Raw genomic sequence first — 17543 nt, 5'->3', positions numbered from 1 at the left:
TAGTCTGGCGGGATTTAGGTGAGCGACGTCCGCGATGGGTCGATAGAAGACACGGGGGCACGAGCCCGTTCGCAGACTTTCAGCGCTACTCGGCCCTAGCTCTTTTGAGCCGCTGCCGCTCAACAAATACCCAATCCCCATGCGCCTCGAGCCGGGCCTCACCCTCGGCCGTCAGCAGCTTGCGCATCCATGAGCCGATGCGGACCGAAAACCACACTCGGCCAAGGCACCCGGTCTTCTGGCACCAGGGCGTGCGGTCGGTGAGGTCATAGTCGGGCCCGCGGGCTGCCTGGATGGCCGCGAGATCGGCCTCCCCTGACTTTTCGCAGATGACGCAGTGCCAGCGGACAGCCGTGCCGCTCTCGATCAGAAAGCCGACCGTGTGCATCAGTTCGGCCGCGGCGTGGCGATCTTCTGGATCCGGAGCGCAGCCGCCAGCCGTTCTATGGTGCCGGGCTCAAGTGCCTCGATCTCCATGACCAGGGCGCGGATGCGGGGGTCGGTGCTGGTCAGGGCTTCGGCCAGCGGTCGGGTTCTGTCGTTCATGGTCGTCTCCATCGGTGCCGCCGAGGGAGCGCGTTCGATAGGCCGTGAACGAAAAGAGAACAAGAGACTTCGTGGGAGGCCGAAATTGTTTTACAGACGACCCGTAACCTATTGAAAAGCTTGAAGCCCTAAACGGTCTGTTTTACACGCATGCCGTTGAAATCATTGGCTTGCATCGAGCTTCCCAAGCTTTTCGTGCGGGTTCGATTCCCGCCGCCCGCTCCAGGCACACAGGTCGATCGGACCCTGCTGTTCCACACCCTGTTTTGCAGCCTTCGGTTCCGGCTCGGTCCGATAGAGCTTGCGGGTCATGGCCTGCACGACGGCCTTCCGCCCCAAATATCGACAGATAATCGGGTCGCTGCGGCTCTCCTCACACGCACGCAGGGCTGCGGTCTCGCAGTTCGATACGACAGAGTCACGGGCGCGGATCGCGAAAGCGCCGCTCAGATCGTGGGCGAGCAGATCTCGCTCTGGAATGGCCGTTTCTCAGGCAGATGAGCTAATCCAATCAGGTGAACTTCCGTCCAGCCGGTTCACCGTCTCTCGCGGACGGAGGCGAACCCGTCTGGCGGACACACAACGCCGTCCTGTTGTCAGCCTCCCAGCACCGTCACTGTACATTCACCGATCATGATCAACCGGGCCGCGACCGGTGTCGGCCCGACCTCGGTGTTTCGCGAGATTTCGAAGAGATTGGCTGCCCTCATCTCGAGCGCATCGTTGAGATCCGGATACTGGTAATAGGTCATGGTGAGCACCGCGCCAGGGGGAAACGCGCCTGAAGGCGAGGTCGCCGTCATCACCAGATTGCCGCTGAAACTGGCCGGCACGCTGGCATCGAAACCGGTGACCTGATTGCCGTTCACGTCTGGCGCGGGCAGGGTCAGCCTCTGGTTGATCGGACAAAGCTGGTCCGTGCATTGCGCGGTCACGGTCGTGCCGGCAACGAACCCACGACCCAGCACGCGAAAATGGAAATACTCTGGACCGGAGTTGATGCTGGCGAAGCTGAACGTCCGGATCAGCTGAACCGACCCGCTGGGCTGATAGCTGATGTTGCGCCAGCCGACCGCCGGATTGTTCTGAACCCAGACCGAGAATGCCGCGTTCGTCTGGAAGGACGCGGGAACCTGGACCGGGTGAGCGGCCGTCTGCAGGACCGAGATCAGACAGTAGTGAGGCCCGGAGGGAAGGCCTGTCAGCAGAAACGATGGACTCGACAGGGCGACGCCACCTGCCGCGATGCTGGCTGATCCCGCGCCATCGACCAGGGACACCGAGCCCGACCCGCCAGCGGCGGAAACAGGGATCCAGGACGTGGGCAGCAGAAAGAGCGACGCGTCGGCATAGTAAAGACTGGCGGTTCCGGCGGCCGCCACCGTGTTCAGGTTCCTGGCCCTGACATAGATGTTGTTCACGCCGCCGTTGACGATGCTCAACCCCTGATCCGGGCCGGCATAGGTCGAGTTGGCCGTGACCCATGTCAGGGATCCGCTCTGCAGGGGTATGATGTCAGGGGACTGGCAGGGATTCCCTGAAGAGGGGATCACGCCTGTATCCGAGAAATTATCCCGTATATAGAGGTCGTTATAGCCTGTGGCGGTCGCGGTGCCGGACGCGCGGGCCGGGACGAACATCGGTCGCTCCTGTGATTTGAATAGCCATGACGTTAAGCGCTGGCGGCGAAGATCTGCTGATCGACCAGGCGTGCAAAAGGCAGCACAGACACCGGCGCATCGCCGATGCTGCGTGTGTCGACGAGGACGTTGTGCCGAACGAAGAACAGGGCATTCACCTGTTCGTCATGTCCGCAGAAGGTCACGTCCCCGATCAGAAGATCATCCAGGCGCGGCAATGACACCACCATGGAACCCGAGAGCAGCTCAAGCAGGGCCAACAGGGCCGCGTCGTGACTGGCATGTTCCGTGACGCGCACCATGACGCGGTGCTCGGGCTCCGGAACTTCCTGGAAATAGTCCGCATAGCCCCGGTCCCCGTGCGCGATACGGCGCTCCATGGCCCAGCCGGTAAAGGAACTGCGCAGATCCAGTACGAAGCCGGTGGTCCGCCTCGCCGCTTCCACGCCGACGAGGCGGGGCCAGGCGTCGAAATCGAACCTCTCCTTTGCGGCCTCGATCAGGGCTGTCTGGTCCATATGCTGTTCCTAGATGACCGGTCGCCGGCCAGCGTTGCTGCCAGGGTTCGGACCAAACGGCAGGCATCTCCCAATGCCCGGGACGCTGTTGGCGGCCAGTCCTTCTCGATAGCTGTTTGCCGTGAAGGGCGTGGGGAGCGGCAGTTGCGGAAGCGCTGCACCGAGCGTCGAGAACACGACGTTGGTCGGCAGGCCTGCGGTATGCGGGCCCGTTCCCCAGGGATTGGGACCGGTATCGTATTGAAGGCAGGCGTCGTAGATGGCGTCCGGATAGCTGCCGGTACCGCTCCAGGTGACCTCGTGATAGCTGAAACTGTTGCCCGGGGGGAACGGCGCGGCCCAGGTCGTCTGACCCACAGCCAGGATCGGGTTGCAGGCAAAACCCGTGGACGGATTGGCGGTATTGAGCATGATCGAGGCGAAGACATCGACGCCGGCGATGTTGGCGAAGTTGGTGACGATCGTGGCGCAGTCCGTACAGTTCACCGTCCGGCCATTGCCACCGCCCGTCCTGAGATAGTCCAGGAAAAGACCGCAAAGAAAGCGCGACACGCCAGCGCTCTGGGCCGTGTAGAAGGACGCTCCGGACGTCATGTCGTAGCTCAGGCCGATGCCGGAATTGACCCTGGTCGTGACCATCGTGAGGACCTGGCCAGGGGTCGTCGCGCCCTTCGCCCACTCACAGGTGAAGTCCAGGACGTCCGTCCAGGGCAGCTGTTGATTGGTCCGGAGCGCACCCTGCTGCCAGGGCGCGTTCGGCGGCGAGAGCACGACATATACCCGATGCTGGGTGACGGCCATGGTCATCCACGCCCCGCCATCGACCTGATACTGCCAGGTCCAGGCGACGTCGGTGCGCTGAACGCCGCCAGCGGCCAGGGTATGATGCGACAGCGGCAGCGTCAGCGTTGCCGTCGTCCCGGTGAAGGTCACGCTGACCGGATCGACCGCGCCCAGTATGCCTCCACCTGTCGCCTGTATCCTGACCGAATGTGTCGTCACATCCGCGATGTTCAGCACGACCTGGACGGAGGGTGTCGCGCCGCTGACGCTGGAGATCGCATAGGCGCAGGGCGCATCGACGGCATTCCGCCTTCCGGGAACCCATTCAGGCACTGCCACGTCGTTTCCGTAGTTGCGGCGGATCGTCAAGGCGTCACCCGCCGCCGAGGTGGGTGAATAGTCGAACGCCAGGCTGGCCATGTTCACGACCGGCAGCGGGTCGCAGCTGGCAGGCTTCTGCAGATAGACAGAGATGAAGGTCGCCGCGGTCGCGGTCAGGGAGGCGATCACGCGTACGCTGCCGACGCCCGATGCTGTGAGCAGCAGATTGGCGATGATGCGGATCAGGGTCCAGAAACCCACATCGATGAGCGCGACGATCAGCGGACGGAGCAATCCCGCCGTATAAGCGGCACCGAGTACGGCAAAGACCCCTGCTGCGGTCAGCCTGACGCCCGCCGCCATCTGTGCTGCGACCCGAGGCAGGGTCAGCAAACGGCCCAGCTGGACAATCGCCTTGTCGGTCAGGGTGCTCCCCACGCCCGTGAGAGCGTCGATCGCTCCGCCGATCAGGGTGAAGACCAGACGGATCTTCCACATTGTGCAGTCGTCGAGCGCGGCTTCATCAGCGCGATAGGCCACATACGAGCCAGCGGGCCGGTGGACGACGATCAGGCGGTCGCCGGCGATCCTGTGCTCCGTGACCAGGAACGGAAGGCTTGTCGGCTCAAGGGCGAGTTTGCGCCGCGCTTCCCGCCATGCCGAGGCAATCAGGATCTGGTCCCGGGGATCTGCAAAGGCGACGATGTCCGCATCCATGGCTGCGTCGAAGTCCGCGGCATGCCGCTCGACCAGGTCGGAAAAATCCAGCCCCGCGCGGAGTTCGGCCATCAAGTCCGGATCGAGGCCCATGGGCGGTGGCGGAGCCTCTTCAACCGCCATCGGAACGCCGGCAGAGACCGGGGCCGGTCCGAGCTGTCCCGACAGCACCGCCCCTTCCGCCAGACCGATCGGATGGCCATTCACCTGATTGCGCGCAGGGCTGTTGGAGAACACATAGGCGGCTTCCAGGCTGACGGATTCCAGATCCGGCGGCACCGCCATGTTCGTCACGATGCTGGCCGCCGAGAGGGCGACCGACCAGACGTCGACCTCGCGAACATAGCCCTGCAGTGTGGTGGCTCCGGACGCCACGCCCTGCGCGATCGCCGCGCCGATCACCAGATCGCTGAACTGGCTGTAGAGCGGAATCGGAGCACAGACACGGGTTCGATCCAGGACCCCGTTCAGATAGATCGACAGGGTCACGCCGTCGAACGTGGTCGCGACATTGGCCCAGACACCGACCGGGATGGTCCCCGATGACGTCAGGCTCTGGCCACTGTCGCTGTCCGAGCCGCGCTGCGACACAACCCTGTAGGCCGACACCGTGGCGTCATACTGCAACAACAGGGCGATGCCCGTGTCCAGCATCAGGTCGCTGTTGACGAAGATGGCCTGCACGGGATTAAGCCTCGCGGCCACATAGACCCAGGTCTGGACCGTATAGGGATCGGTCTGGCCGCCGCCCGGATTGACCGCCTTTTCCCCCATGGGTCGGATGAACCCGACGGTGCCCAGAGAAGCCGCCGGCGACACCTTGAACGCGAGGGCAGAGCCCTGAAGGCTGATCGGATAGGCAAACGGCCCGCGATCGACCGCGGGATTGACGCTGAAATCGAAATCCGCGGCCAGCGTCCCCGAGGTCGGCGGGCCGTACATATTGTCCAGGACCGCCTGTGCGCTGAGCGGGACATTGTAGATCCGTATGCGGCGGACGAGCCCCTGCAGACCCTGGCCGAACACAACGGGCAACGTCCCGGCCGGGAGCTGCGCCATGGCGTTCTGGCCCGTGTTGAACCGGCCGTCGATATAGAGCCGAACCATGGCACCATCGAAGGTGATGCAGATGTAGTGCCAGCTGTCGTCCTGGAGTTGAGCCTGCGCCAGATCGGAAAGAATGACGGACTGGGTGCCGAACTGGAAATAGACCGCCGGCCCCTGGCTGCCGAACGCGAAAACACCGTCCTGGCCGATCACGACCGTCTCGGCCGGCAAGCCGTTGAACCGTATCCACGCATCGATCGAGAAGGCCCTGGCTCCCGTCAGCAGGTTGCCCGCTGCCGCGCTGGTCCGAGCGCTGGACAGGGCATCAAGCGCCAGGGCGACGTAACTGCTGTCGGTTCTGAAAGGGCTCTGCATTCGGAATCCCCTGGCAAAAGGCTCTCGGGAGGCGACCGCTAGCGCCTCAGCCTTCGAGGGCGCGCGCTAATGTTCAGGATACATACGGAGCACTGTCTGCAAGCGGGAGGATAAACCTAAAATTGTAAAAACTGCAACCTTTAGAATTCTTAAGGTTGAACACCGGGGGTCGCGTCCCTCGCCCCCCCCTGCAACTCTCGGTTCCCTCGAGCGTCACGAGTGAACGTCCGCAACGGATCGAGCCACGACATTGGCATCAAGCCCTGAAGCGGACCCCGACCTGCGGATGGGGGAAAATCGGACAACAGGCTATAGGCGGCATCTCCAGCAGCCGGTGGACTGTCAGGTCGCAGGCGCGCCAAATCGTGCCAGGACTTCCTCCAGTTGCGCGATCAGGGGCCGGCCCCCCTCGGCAAGCGCGCCCTTCGCCTCCAGGTCCCGCAGAATGGCCAGGGACTGCTCAGCATAGAGGCGCTCCCCCGTGACCGCGGCCATGTTCAGATAGGACACAAACACATCCCGCGCCTTGTCTGCAGCAGCCGGATCGGCCGCCAATAGCCGCTCCCTGATCTCGAGGCTGCGCCGATAGAGCCCCAGCGCCCCGGCGCGGTCGCCCAGGCCCAGAAGAACCTTGCCGATCCTCTCCATCGAGACGCTGACAGCCCGTGCCAGCACCGCAGAGGCTGGATCAGCCGCGGACAGCCGCTCGTCGATCTCAAGGCTCCTTCGATAATTCTCGAGCGCCCCTTCGCTGTTCCCCTGTCTGGAAAGCACGTCGGCGATCAGATCCAGGGAGACGCCGACGTCGCGCTCCTTGTCCGCAGACTCCGGATCAGCCTCGGAGAGGCGCTCCCGGACTTCAAGCGCCCGTCGATGAAGTCCCAGCGCGCCGTCAGGATCGCCCTGGTTCAAAAGCACAATCGCGGTGCGTTCCAGCGAGGCCGTCATATACCTGGCAAATATCGCAGCCTCAGGCTCGGCCGCAGACAACCGTTCGGCAATTTCGAGGCTCTTGCGAAAGTATGCCAGCGCATCGTCGCGGTCGCCCTGGCTCAAGAGCACGTCGCCAATCTTGATCAGCGCTGCGCCTACATTTCCGGAGAGCGCAGTGGACTCGGGCGCGTGCCTGGACAGGCGCTCGGAGATCTCCAGACCTCGCCGAAAGAGCACCAACGCTCCGTCGCGGTCCCCCTGGCTGAGGAGGAGATCACCCTTGAAGGCGAGGGCGACCGACCGGTTCTGGTCATTGCTAGCCAGCGCTTCAAGCCGCTCCGCGGCGGCCAGGGCGTCCGCCCTGCGGCCGGCGTTGGCGTAGAGCTTGAACAACTGAAGCCAGTCCAGATACTCACCCGCATCAAGCCGGACGACCTCTTCATAGCGGGCGATCACTGCCCCGGTATCGAAAGCCGGGTCACTCTTGCCGCGGGCATCCAGCGCCAGCGTCGCGATCTGGCGGGCCTCGGCCGCGCTTTCGATGTTGGCCCGGGTCTGGCGGGCGACATCGCGAGCCCGTCTCAGCCGGTCAAGGACGGCGATGGCCCCGACCCGGTCGCCGGCGTTGAAGCGGGCCAGGGCGTTGGCGCCCTCGGGCGTGGAGGCGATGGTCGTCACCTCGCGGCGGAACACCGCGATCTCTTCGGCATAGGCCCGGTCGCGCGAGGCCAGATCGGCCACGAGCGCTTCGCGGGCCTCGATCAGCTGAGCCTGAAACCGCGTGGCCTCGGCGGCACCGCGCGCTTCGGCCTCGGTCAGGCGCGTCTGCAGCACCGCGATTTCCTGCTGCCGGACCCGGTCACGGGCATTCGCCTGGCGCTCGACGGCCTCCAGCGTCGCGCTCTATCCCGCCACCGCCGCCGAGATCTCGACCCGGGCGTTCACCTCGGGAGGCGCGTAAGCCATCACGACCGGTGCCAGCACCATCGCGGCAACGAACCCCGCCGGACCCACCCCTGAACGCCAATCCATCCACAGCCCCCGCCTTTGTGGGAGCAGTTACCGTCAACGAACAACGGGGTGCAACCGACGGAAACCGGCGGTCTTCGTTCGCACTCGGCCGTCAGGTTGCACGTCCTGCGTCTCGCCTCCGAGGCATTACGGGTCTTCGCCTGGCGGAGACCAGCCTCTGAGTGCCATCCCGTTGACGTTGAGAAATGATTGCAGTCCTCTTGTTCACCCCAAGCAAGCGGGCAGTCATTTGGCTCGGCGTGATTAGGTATATCACCCTATCCGACGATTGGCCGGCCATTAACCAATCTTTGTATTAATGATCGCTCGACTGAGCCATGAACTGGTCACCTGTTCTGTAATGATTTTTAACGTTTCATGTATCGGGCGCATTTCATAATATTGGGGGTAAGCTGTGAGAACAAAGTCGTTGCTGTTGGCCTTTGCGCCGGTCGTACTGGTATCAACCTTCAGCTCAGCCGAGGCATCAGAACGCGGGCCTGAGTCCACGGAAGTGATCCAGACGCAGGCGCAGACCCCGGCTCAGGGGCCTCGGAGTCCTGTCAACACCGAGGCGGTTTTCTCGACGGGTGTCGCGCGGGGGCGAGACAGGCTGGACAGCGCGACCTCGACCAGCGCCCTGAGACAGAACGAGATCGAGCTTCTGGGTGCCCGTTCGCTTGCCGATATCATCCGCAACATCCCCGGGATCCGCACCGAGTCGTCAACCGGTGACGGCAACTCCGCCTACACCATCCGCGGCCTCCCCCTGGCGTCCAGCGGGTCGAAATACATGCAGATCCAGGAAGATGGTCTGCCGGTTCTCGAGTTCGGGGACTTCTTCAACGGGGCCTCGGACATCTTCATCCGGGCAGACTTCAACCTGGCAGCCGTAGAGGCCATCCGTGGCGGATCGTCATCGACCTTTGCCTCGAACTCGCCGGGCGGCGTGATCAATCTGCTGTCCAAGACCGGCGACGTCGAGGGCGGTGCGATCCAGGTGACCAGCGGGCTCGACTACGACACCACGCGCGTTGATTTCGACTACGGTGCCCCGCTCAGCGATACACTGCGTTATCATGTGGGCGGCTTTTACCGGTCCGGCGAAGGTCCCCGCAGCGTCGGCTTCAATGCCTTCGAGGGCGGCCAGCTGAAGTTCAACGTGACCAAGACCTTCACGGGCGGTTATGTTCGCCTGTCGGCCAAATATCTCGATGATCGTTCGCCGCAGTATCTTCCAGGTCCGGTGCGGATCACCGGCACGAACGAAAACCCGATCTTCGGCAGCTTCGACGGCTACGACGTCCGGCGCGATTCCATGCTGTCGGGTTCCCTCCCGAACCTGATCACGCTGGACGGCAACAACAACCCCGTCGAACTCCCGATCAGCCAGGGCATGGATGCCCTGGTCCGGTCGGTCGGTATCGAATCGCAGTTCACGGTCAGCGACTGGACGATCACGCAGCGGGCCCGCTATTCGATGATCTCGGGCGGCACCACGCGCAACCTGGTCTCGGCGGTCTATTCGGGCAACGCCCTGCCGGCGTCGCTGGGGAGCGGAACCGGGACGTTCAGCTATGCCACCGGTCCACGGGCGGGCCAGGTCATCACCAACCTGGGCTCCCTGAACGGGAACGGTCTGGTCGTTGCCAGTTCTCTGAACCGGATCGACGCGAGCGGCCTCGACAATTTCATCAACGACATCCGCGCAAGCCGCGTCTTTGCCGTGAGCGACAATGAGCTGACCGTCACGGCCGGTCTCTACAACTCGCGGCAGGACCTCGAGAGCGACTGGCTTTACGGCAACCACATCCAGGACGTGGCCGGCAACGGCAATTCGGCGCTGCTCAACTGGACCAATGCAGCCGGCGTTCCCCAGACCCAGGGCGGTTATCTGGGGTTCAACCGGTCAGGCAGCACAGCCTTCTTCCGGCGGAAATATGATGTTCAGTATGACATCATCGCACCCTACGGATCCCTGAACTACCGCTTTGGCCGGATCGCGGTCGGCGGCAGTGTCCGCTACGATACCGGCAGGGTTCGGGGCGAATTGTTTGGCGCAGATCTCGGCGGTGGCCGTATCGGCATCCGCCCCTTCGACTTCAACGGCAATGGCGTGATCTCGGGGCCAGAATCTCGGACCGCCTTCACACCGCTCGACCGCCCGGCACCGGTAAACTACGACTATGGATACGTAAGCTACTCCACCGGGATCAATTTCCGGGTGTCAGAACCCTTCGCCCTGTTCGCGCGATACAGTCGCGGGGCGCGGGCCAGCGCGGACAAGGTGCTGTTTTCGAACAAGGTCAGCGCGATCGACGGCAGCATGCCCGACGAGGCCGATGGCTACGATATCGTCGAACAGCTGGAAGGGGGCTTCAAGTACCGCAGGCCTGGCGTGACCCTGAATGTGACCGGCTTTTCGGCCGACACCGAGGACACCAACGTCCAGGCCGGGGCCATCACCACCGATCGCAACTACACCGCCTATGGCGTGGAGGCAGAGGGGACCTTCCAGAGTGGTCCGTTCAGCCTGACGGGCGGGGTGACCTATACCCAGGCCGAGATCGTCGGCGACAAGCTGAACGCGTCGGTCGCCGGATTGGTCCCGCGCCGGCAGCCCGACTTCCTGTTCCAGGCGACACCGCAGTTCCAGACCCGCCAGTTCACGGTGGGAGCCAACATCATCGGCGCGACCAGCAGCTATGCAACCGACAACAATCTGATGCGGATGCCGGGCTATCACCTCGTCAACGCCTTCATCCAGTATCGCCCGTTCGACCGGGTGCAGCTGATGGTGAACGCCAACAACCTGTTCGACGAGGTCGCCTTCTTCGAGATCACGACGCCTTCGGTCCCCGCAAACGGGGTCGGCCTGGGACGGACGGCGAACGGTCGTACGATCTCGTTCTCGGCTCGCTTTGATTTCTGACCGCGCCAGGATCGTCTAGCCGACATCCGGCACGGCGGCCCAGATAGCCGCCGTGCCGGATCTCCATGCGATGCGCCAGAGGGTTGGCCGGCACAGACCGCAGGCCTTGATTTCCTTGCCCGGGGTGCGGTCGTTGAACAGACTTGCCTCACGGCATGGACGGATCAGGAGGCCCGGTCATATGCCCTGGCGCAAGACGGCTGTCCGTCAGGCCCCCGACCGTCGGTCAGCGCTGCCTTGCTGCCGTCGCTCCAGGGCTGGGCTTGCTTGCCGGAGCGCGTCTGGCACGGCGTCGATCCATCCGCCGGATTTCGGCATAGCTCATGGACGGATACAGGCGGACATCACGCCTGAGGCGTTCAACGAATCCCGGAACGAGGGCTGCGGTGATCCCTGCAGCGTCGGCCAGCAGATCAGCAAGACTTGCAGAGCGTCCCGTCGCCGCCTGGGCCAGTTCGATGGCCAGGCCGAACCCCAGAAGCATGATCGCCAGATCCGTCCGGCGCCGACCCGGTGCCACGGTGAAGGCGATGATGGTCAGCGCGTAGAAGGCAATCACGTGCGCCGCAGTATCGTTCAGCCCGATGGACTGTTCGAGCCCCTGAAAAGGCCCGAGCATCAGGATACAGAGCGTGAGCAAGCAACCGGCGCCGGCTGCGCGTGCAAGCACGATGATTTTATGGGGCGTTATGATGGGCTTGATCCTGTGTCAGGCCCCACGATGACAATCCACCTTCCAAAATGCCGTTTAGAAACGTCATTACCGTACCGCTAACTGTAACGGGATGGCGGGCAGGACGTGGCTGGTCAGGCCCGACCCGGAGCGTTCTGCTGCATCGGTCTGGTGAAACAGGCCACAGATTTGAAGGCGTTAACGCTGTCGGCGAGCAATTCGATAACGACACTGCGATTACACTGCGCCCATGCTTCAGGACCTCGATCACCCCGAACGAAGGACCCGCGCGCGCCAGCGCATCGCGTCCGCGTGCGAACTGTATCTCTGCGCGACCGGTGAGACCTGCGCGGGCATCCTCCGTTCGCTGGATTTCGGCGGCGCAAGGGTGAAGATCAGTTCGCGCAGCATCGTGCTTTCAGGACGCGTCCAGCTCCGGAGCCGCACCCAGGACCACGGAACCTTTCGGGTGGTCTGGCAGAACGGCCAGGAAATCGGCCTCCAGGCGCTGATCGTCTAGGCACCGCAAGGCGCAGGACCCACACCCCCGTGACACGTCGGGTCGTGACAGGGGTGCTTTAGAACGTCCGGAAGACGGACAGCACCAGATTGTCGTTGGAGCGATCGGGTCTCGCGTTGCCCTTGATCTGCTGGTTCATATAGCCGCCCTCGACGCGAAGGCCGGGCGCTGCCTGCCAGGCAAGACCGGCAAAGGCCCGGTTCTGGTCGAATCCGTCCCCCTGCCCCCAGTCGGTGTCGTTAAGGCCGACAAAGGTTTCGTTCGACAGGACGACCGACACGGGCCCGCCCTCGATCGGGCGGCTCCAGCGCAGGAACTGGCGCAGTCGCCAGCCCGTGTCGTCTCCACCGACCCGAAACCGCTGCTCGATCCGCGTGCGGCCCGTGAGCCGCCCCCCGGCGATCGTGACCACGGGATAGGTCGCCTGTTGCCAGATGCGATGCTCCTCGACATCGGGGCCCGGTCGGCGCGTCGAGACAAGGGCATAGCCCGCCCACAGATCCAGACGCGGCGAAGCGCGCCAGCCGATGCCAGGCCTGAGGATGGTGGTGTCCAGATTGCTGGCATCGTCCCGGAACCGTGCATGGCCGTCAAACCAGACGAGCAGGCGGCTGTTTTCCGACACCGGTCCACTGGCAAAGACGGCGTTCCAGCTCTGGGTGTCGTCCTGCGCCGCCGCGGCCGAGGCCGCAGCGGTCAGGCACAGACAGGCTCCCGCGGTCGGCAGCCGCGCCGTCCTTCGCGGACGACGACTGGCCGGCGGGAGCCTCGTCATCAGCGGGTAGCCTCGGGCATCATCGACGAGTGCAGGTGGTCGATCTTCCAGTCGCCATTCTCGAACCGGTAGATGAAGGAGTAGCGGGCGCGGACGTTGTTCACAGCCCCTGTGGCGGCGTCGGTCAGGGCGACCGTCCAGGTGCCGACGCGCGTTGCGGTGTTGCAGTCGATCTCGACAGTGGAACTGTTGATCGTGCCGACCGGCTTGGCCTTCAGGAAGGACACGAAATAGTCGCGGACACTGGCGGGATCGGTACGGGGCGTGTTCGAAACCGTGGCCAGAAGCACAGGCTCGCGCGTGAACAGCGCCGTCACCGTATCGGGATTGCCGGTCTGCCAGGCCCCGTTGAAGCGGGCAAACTGGGCCTCGACATCAGCGGCGGTTGCGGTGGCGCAGGTGGTGGTCTCTGCGGCGAATGCCGGAGCAGCGACCAGCGTGCCGGCCGCGGCGAGAAGAGCGAGGGAGGTCCGCATGGGAATATCCTGTGAAGTCCAACCGCCCTTTGCGGTCTCTCACAGTGATGACGATCCTCGCCGGACCTTGCGTCTGCATCCCGGCAGGCCGTGACGCCTATGCCGAATGGCATATGACAGCCCCCTACGGCTCAGCTAGGACATGCGATTATCGGGTCCGATCCTCATGAACGCGCTGGCCACTTCCGACCCTGCCTCGACCGATCTCCGGTCCCTGTTTCGCGACTCCGAGGCGCGGGCGGCAAGGCTGCGTCTTCTGATCCAGGTGAGCCGCGAACTCGAGACCGTGGACAGCGACGGGCTGGAGACCGCGCTTTCGAGGGCCAGCCAGAAGGCGGCGCTGTTTACCGGCTATGCCCATGGCGCCCCGTACAGGGCCGGGAATCCCCTGCCCTCCGATGCCCGGCTTCTGGCGTTCGAGCGTCTGGCCGATCAGGGGGAGACGGGGCACGGCCTTGTCCTCTGGGGATCGCGAAATCCTGCGTCTGCGGGTTCCGGTGAAGATGAGGAGGCACTGAAGCTCCTGGTCGAGATGATCGAAAGCCGCCTGATCATGGCCCATCAGCAGAGCGGGCAGGCCCGTTTGCTGGCTCGACTGGCCCAGCGGGAAAGGGAACTGGAGCAGGTTCTGTCGGAAGTCGTACGCGCCCAGGAGACCGAACGCCGGGCGCTTTCGGCCGATCTGCACGACGGCGTGGCCCAGCAGATCACCGCCCTGCACCGGCGGCTCGAACTGCTGCAGCTTGACCTTCCGGCAGAGGCCGACGCCGCCCTGTCCAGGGATGTGGGCATTCTGATCGATGTCGCCAGACGCTCGGTGAGCGATCTCCGGCGGTTGATCGCCGGCCTCCGCCCGACCAGTCTCGACGATCTGGGCGTGGTTGCGGCACTGCAGGAGGAGGGCCGGCGACTCGAGGCCCTGGGACATCGGGTCCATGTGCGCGAGCGGGGGATGCGCCGGCTTCCCGACTGGCAGGAGACGCTGATCTTTCGCGTCGCACAGGAGGGCCTGAACAATGCCGCAAAGCATGCACCCGACTCGACCGTCGAACTGGAGCTGATCCTGGATGACGCGGCAGGACAGGTCGTACTGACGGTTGCCGATGATGGCGGTCGGCGGCCGGCCGACCCCCACTCGGCTGCGGAGCGCCTTGGGCTGGAGATCATGCGTGAACGGCTGACCGCCGTGGCGAGCACGCTGGAGGCCGGCCCCCTGGGCAACGGTTTCCGGATCCGTGCAACCATGCCTCTGGCCGGAGCCTGAGCATGCTGCGCCTCCTGATCGCCGACGACCACGAACTGACCCGCGAGGGATTGCGGTCCGTATTCGAGCGGGAGCCCGACCTGCAGGTCGTCGGAGAAGCCGCTACGGCGGAAGACGCTGTGGCCCGCGCACTGGCCGGCGGTGTGGACGTGGCTGTGCTCGACATCCGCTTCGGCCAGGCCATGACGGGGCTGGAGGCCGCGCGCGCCATAGTCCGGGGATCGAACGTAAGGGTACTCATGCTCACCCTGCACGACACGCCGGAGTATGTGCGGACGGCGATGTCGGCCGGCGCGACGGGGTTTGTGCTGAAGGATGCCGGCCGGAGCGAACTGCTTCACGCGGTCCGGACCGTTGGCGAGGGGAGGACGGCCGTTCCCCCCGATCTGATCCGGCGCGCGCTGGAGCCGACTGCTGGTCCCCGTGAGGATGACCTGGCCCGCCTCACGCCCCGCGAGCGCGAGGTGCTGACCTGCATCGCCGACGGCCTGACCAACAAGGAGATCGGCCGGGCGCTCGGCATCGGGCCCGGGACGGTGAAGGTGCATGTCGAGCGTGTCATCGCCAAACTGGGCGTCACGGACCGGACCCAGGCGGCGGTCCTGCAGACCCGGGCCCAGCGATGAGCCGGCTCCGCGCATGGCTGCGCCCGGCCACCGCGTGGGCGGACCTGGGTCTGGCAGCCAAGGGGCTGGTCGTGGTGGCGCTGCCTCTTGCCATCCTTCTGGGTGGCATCGGTGCCCTGCATCTGTCTAGCCGCGCGGAGGCCGAGGCGGAACGCGCCGTCCGGCTGACCTTCGCCATCCAGCGCGACATCCACGAGGTCCACGCCCTGCTGGCCGAGGCGGCGAGCGGTGTCCGGGGTTACCGGCTGACGGGACAGGAGGCCTTTCTCGAGCCCTACACGAAGGCCGAGGCCCTGCTGCCCCTGACCCTCGCGCGGCTGCGGGCCAGCGTGCGGGACCCCGAGATCCGGGCGCGTCTGACGCGGGTCGATGCGCTGGTGATCCAGAAGCGGCAGGGTCTGGCCCAGCTGGCCGCCATGCCGGGCGCCGGCAGCCAGGACAGCCTGACGACCCGCGAGGTGGCGGAGGCCCTGGTCGCCAACAAGCGGGTCCTCGACGGACTGCGGGCCGAGATCGAGGCCATGCAGCGCCGGGAGGGCCAGTTGCTGGATGCCCGTCGCGCGCGCGCCGATTCGGAGCGGAGCCGGACTCTCGGGCTGACCGCGGCCATGGCGGTCATTGGCCTTCTGGCCAGTCTTGCAGCCGTGCAGCTTCTGTTCAGCGGCATCGTCCGGCGGGTCCGGACGCTGGAACGCGACGCCGAACGCCTGGAACGCGGCGAACCCCTCACCACACGGGATCATGCCCAGGACGAGATCGGACGCCTTGCGCGCAGACTTGTGGAGGCCGGCGAGCTCCTGAGACGGCGCGAGGCCGAACTGCGCGACGGCGAAGAGCGCTATCGGCGGGTGATCGAGGGCGTTCGCGACTACGGCATCTTCGCCCTCGACACCGAAGGCCATGTCACGAGCTGGAACGTGGGGGCCGAGCGGATCAAGGGCTGGAATGCCAGCGAGGTCATCGGGCACCACTTCTCGATCTTCTATCCGCCGGAAAGCCGCAGGGAGACGCCGTCACGATTGCTGGCCGCAGCGGCAGCCGACGGCCGGGTCGAGGACGAAGGCTGGCGCGTGCGCAGGGATGGCAGCCGCTTCTGGGCCAATGTCGTCATCACCGCGGTCCGCGACGAAGCGGGCGAGCTGCAGGGCTTTTCCAAGGTCACCCGGGACATCACCGACCGGAAGCGGGCCGAAGAAGCCCTCAAGGCCGCCCGTAACGAGGCCGAGCGGGCCAGCATGGCCAAGAGCGAGTTCCTGTCGCGCATGAGCCACGAACTGCGCACGCCCCTGACCGCCATCCTGGGCTTCAACCAGTTGCTGGACATGGATCGCGAGCTCCTCGGCCCCGACCAGGGTCACGCGGTCGAGCAGATCGCGCGGGCCGGCGGGCATCTGCTCGGAATGATCGACGAGGTCCTCGACATCGCCCGGATCGAGGCCGGGGGTCACACGATGAACCCCGAGCCGGTCAGGGTCGATGAACTGGCCCGGGAAGCCATTGCCCTGACGACGCCCCAGGCCCAGGCCGCCGGGATCGAGATCCGCTTCCAGCCCGGCGAGGCCAGGGCCTGGGCCGATCGCCGTGCCACGCTCCAGGTGCTGCTGAACCTGCTGTCCAATGCGGTGAAGTACAACCGTCGGGACGGCCGGGTCGTGGTCGAGGTGCGATCCGAACCGTCGCGCACCGTCATCGATGTCCGCGACCAGGGCCCCGGCGTGGCCGCCGACTTCGTCGACCGCCTGTTCACCCCCTTCGACCGGCTGGACGCCGACCGGTGGAGCGGAGCCCAGGGCTCCGGCCTCGGGCTGGCCCTGTCGCGGGGGCTGGCTCGGGCCATGAATGGGGACGTCCTTTACCGCGCCGCCGAACAGGGTGCCGGCTCGGTCTTCAGCCTTGTCCTGCCCACCCGTCCGGTCGCGGAAGCGGCCCCATCCCGGTCGGAGACAGCGGAATGAGGGTGGTCCCGAACGATGCGACGGTGAAGGCTGCGCGGATTCTGGCCGTCGACGACGAGGCCGCAAACCTCAGCCTGGTCGAGAAGGCGTTTGCCCGCGAAGGCTTCCACGGCGTGGTGACCTTCCTTGACCCCCAGGCGGCCCTTGCGGATTTCGCACAGACGCCGCCGGACCTGGTCCTGCTGGACCTGATGATGCCCGGCATCGACGGCTATGAGCTGCTCGACAGCTTCCGGCGGCTGACACCGGTGGACGCCTATCTGCCCATCCTGGTGCTGACGGCCGACACCAATGTCCGGGCCCGACTGAGGGCCCTGGCCCTCGGGGCGCGGGATGTCCTGCTCAAGCCCTATGACGTGGCCGAGATGCTGATGCGCAGCTGGGTGCTGCTGGAAACGCGACAGGCCTTCCAGCGCCGTCCCTGACGAGAC

17 protein-coding genes are annotated in these 17543 nt (G+C 65.2%); 6 read left to right on the top strand and 11 right to left on the bottom strand.

Going from position 1 to position 17543, the window contains the following annotated elements; translation table 11 throughout:
* Nucleotides 1–85 precede the first annotated feature (85 nt).
* The 8 genes from GGR13_RS14955 to GGR13_RS16800 form a co-directional block, all read right to left on the bottom strand.
* Nucleotides 86–388 carry a hypothetical protein gene (locus GGR13_RS14955; protein ID WP_183214376.1) on the bottom strand — a complete coding sequence of 101 codons (303 nt, stop codon included), beginning with the start codon at nucleotides 386–388 and terminating at the stop codon, nucleotides 86–88.
* Nucleotides 388–546, bottom strand: coding sequence for a hypothetical protein (locus GGR13_RS14950; RefSeq protein ID WP_183214375.1), 159 nt, complete (start codon nucleotides 544–546; stop codon nucleotides 388–390). The genes GGR13_RS14955 and GGR13_RS14950 overlap by 1 nt, the downstream gene beginning before the upstream one ends.
* Before the next feature lie 162 nt (nucleotides 547–708).
* Nucleotides 709–858 carry a hypothetical protein gene (locus tag GGR13_RS14945; protein WP_183214374.1) on the bottom strand — a complete coding sequence of 50 codons (150 nt, stop codon included), beginning with the start codon at nucleotides 856–858 and terminating at the stop codon, nucleotides 709–711.
* Between the two features lie 284 nt (nucleotides 859–1142).
* On the bottom strand, nucleotides 1143–2186 hold the full coding sequence (locus tag GGR13_RS14940; protein ID WP_183214373.1) for a hypothetical protein: 1044 nt from the start codon (nucleotides 2184–2186) through the stop codon (nucleotides 1143–1145).
* Nucleotides 2187–2218: 32 nt separating this feature from the next.
* Nucleotides 2219–2704, bottom strand: coding sequence for a hypothetical protein (locus GGR13_RS14935; protein WP_183214372.1), 486 nt, complete (start codon nucleotides 2702–2704; stop codon nucleotides 2219–2221).
* 9 nt (nucleotides 2705–2713) lie between these two features.
* Nucleotides 2714–5947 carry a LamG domain-containing protein gene (locus GGR13_RS14930; protein WP_183214371.1) on the bottom strand — a complete coding sequence of 1078 codons (3234 nt, stop codon included), beginning with the start codon at nucleotides 5945–5947 and terminating at the stop codon, nucleotides 2714–2716.
* 342 nt (nucleotides 5948–6289) lie between these two features.
* The gene (locus GGR13_RS14925; protein WP_183214370.1) at nucleotides 6290–7714 is read right to left on the bottom strand and encodes a tetratricopeptide repeat protein; all 1425 of its coding nucleotides are present in this window, start codon (nucleotides 7712–7714) and stop codon (nucleotides 6290–6292) included.
* A gap of 69 nt (nucleotides 7715–7783) precedes the next feature.
* Nucleotides 7784–7912, bottom strand: a complete 129-nt coding sequence (locus GGR13_RS16800; protein ID WP_281380611.1) for a hypothetical protein — start codon at nucleotides 7910–7912, stop codon at nucleotides 7784–7786.
* Between the two features lie 493 nt (nucleotides 7913–8405).
* Here GGR13_RS16800 and GGR13_RS14920 point away from each other — a divergent pair, with 493 nt between their 5' ends.
* Nucleotides 8406–10823, top strand: coding sequence for a TonB-dependent receptor domain-containing protein (locus GGR13_RS14920; protein ID WP_343060438.1), 2418 nt, complete (start codon nucleotides 8406–8408; stop codon nucleotides 10821–10823).
* A 226-nt stretch (nucleotides 10824–11049) separates the two neighbouring features.
* Here GGR13_RS14920 and GGR13_RS14915 read toward each other — a convergent pair whose 3' ends face one another.
* Nucleotides 11050–11442, bottom strand: a complete 393-nt coding sequence (locus GGR13_RS14915) for a VanZ family protein (protein WP_221230732.1) — start codon at nucleotides 11440–11442, stop codon at nucleotides 11050–11052.
* A gap of 304 nt (nucleotides 11443–11746) precedes the next feature.
* On the opposite strand from GGR13_RS14915, the gene GGR13_RS14910 reads away from it, so the two are divergent.
* On the top strand, nucleotides 11747–12016 hold the full coding sequence (locus tag GGR13_RS14910; RefSeq protein ID WP_183214369.1) for a hypothetical protein: 270 nt from the start codon (nucleotides 11747–11749) through the stop codon (nucleotides 12014–12016).
* Between the two features lie 58 nt (nucleotides 12017–12074).
* On the opposite strand, the gene GGR13_RS14905 is transcribed toward GGR13_RS14910, so the two are convergent.
* Both GGR13_RS14905 and GGR13_RS14900 read right to left on the bottom strand, forming a co-directional pair.
* Nucleotides 12075–12791, bottom strand: a complete 717-nt coding sequence (locus GGR13_RS14905; RefSeq protein ID WP_183214368.1) for a DUF2490 domain-containing protein — start codon at nucleotides 12789–12791, stop codon at nucleotides 12075–12077.
* Nucleotides 12791–13267: an SgcJ/EcaC family oxidoreductase gene (locus tag GGR13_RS14900; RefSeq protein WP_183214367.1), complete on the bottom strand. Its 477-nt coding sequence runs from the start codon at nucleotides 13265–13267 to the stop codon at nucleotides 12791–12793. Before GGR13_RS14900 ends, GGR13_RS14905 begins: the two co-directional genes overlap by 1 nt.
* Before the next feature lie 166 nt (nucleotides 13268–13433).
* Here GGR13_RS14900 and GGR13_RS14895 point away from each other — a divergent pair, with 166 nt between their 5' ends.
* Genes GGR13_RS14895 through GGR13_RS14880 form a run of 4 tightly spaced genes read left to right on the top strand, consistent with a single transcriptional unit; the run spans nucleotide 13434 to nucleotide 17537 of the window.
* Nucleotides 13434–14531, top strand: coding sequence for a sensor histidine kinase (locus GGR13_RS14895; RefSeq protein WP_183214366.1), 1098 nt, complete (start codon nucleotides 13434–13436; stop codon nucleotides 14529–14531).
* A gap of 2 nt (nucleotides 14532–14533) precedes the next feature.
* Nucleotides 14534–15157: a response regulator gene (locus GGR13_RS14890; RefSeq protein WP_183214365.1), complete on the top strand. Its 624-nt coding sequence runs from the start codon at nucleotides 14534–14536 to the stop codon at nucleotides 15155–15157.
* Nucleotides 15154–17112, top strand: coding sequence for a sensor histidine kinase (locus GGR13_RS14885; RefSeq protein WP_183214364.1), 1959 nt, complete (start codon nucleotides 15154–15156; stop codon nucleotides 17110–17112). Before GGR13_RS14890 ends, GGR13_RS14885 begins: the two co-directional genes overlap by 4 nt.
* Nucleotides 17109–17537 carry a response regulator gene (locus tag GGR13_RS14880; RefSeq protein WP_183214363.1) on the top strand — a complete coding sequence of 143 codons (429 nt, stop codon included), beginning with the start codon at nucleotides 17109–17111 and terminating at the stop codon, nucleotides 17535–17537. Before GGR13_RS14885 ends, GGR13_RS14880 begins: the two co-directional genes overlap by 4 nt.
* The last annotated feature ends 6 nt before the right edge of the window (nucleotides 17538–17543 follow it).

It is taken from the genome of Brevundimonas variabilis (assembly GCF_014199945.1).
GTDB lineage: Bacteria > Pseudomonadota > Alphaproteobacteria > Caulobacterales > Caulobacteraceae > Brevundimonas > Brevundimonas variabilis.
The sequence above is the reverse complement of the archived record's forward strand: the minus strand, read 5'-3'. Positions and strand labels throughout refer to the sequence as shown.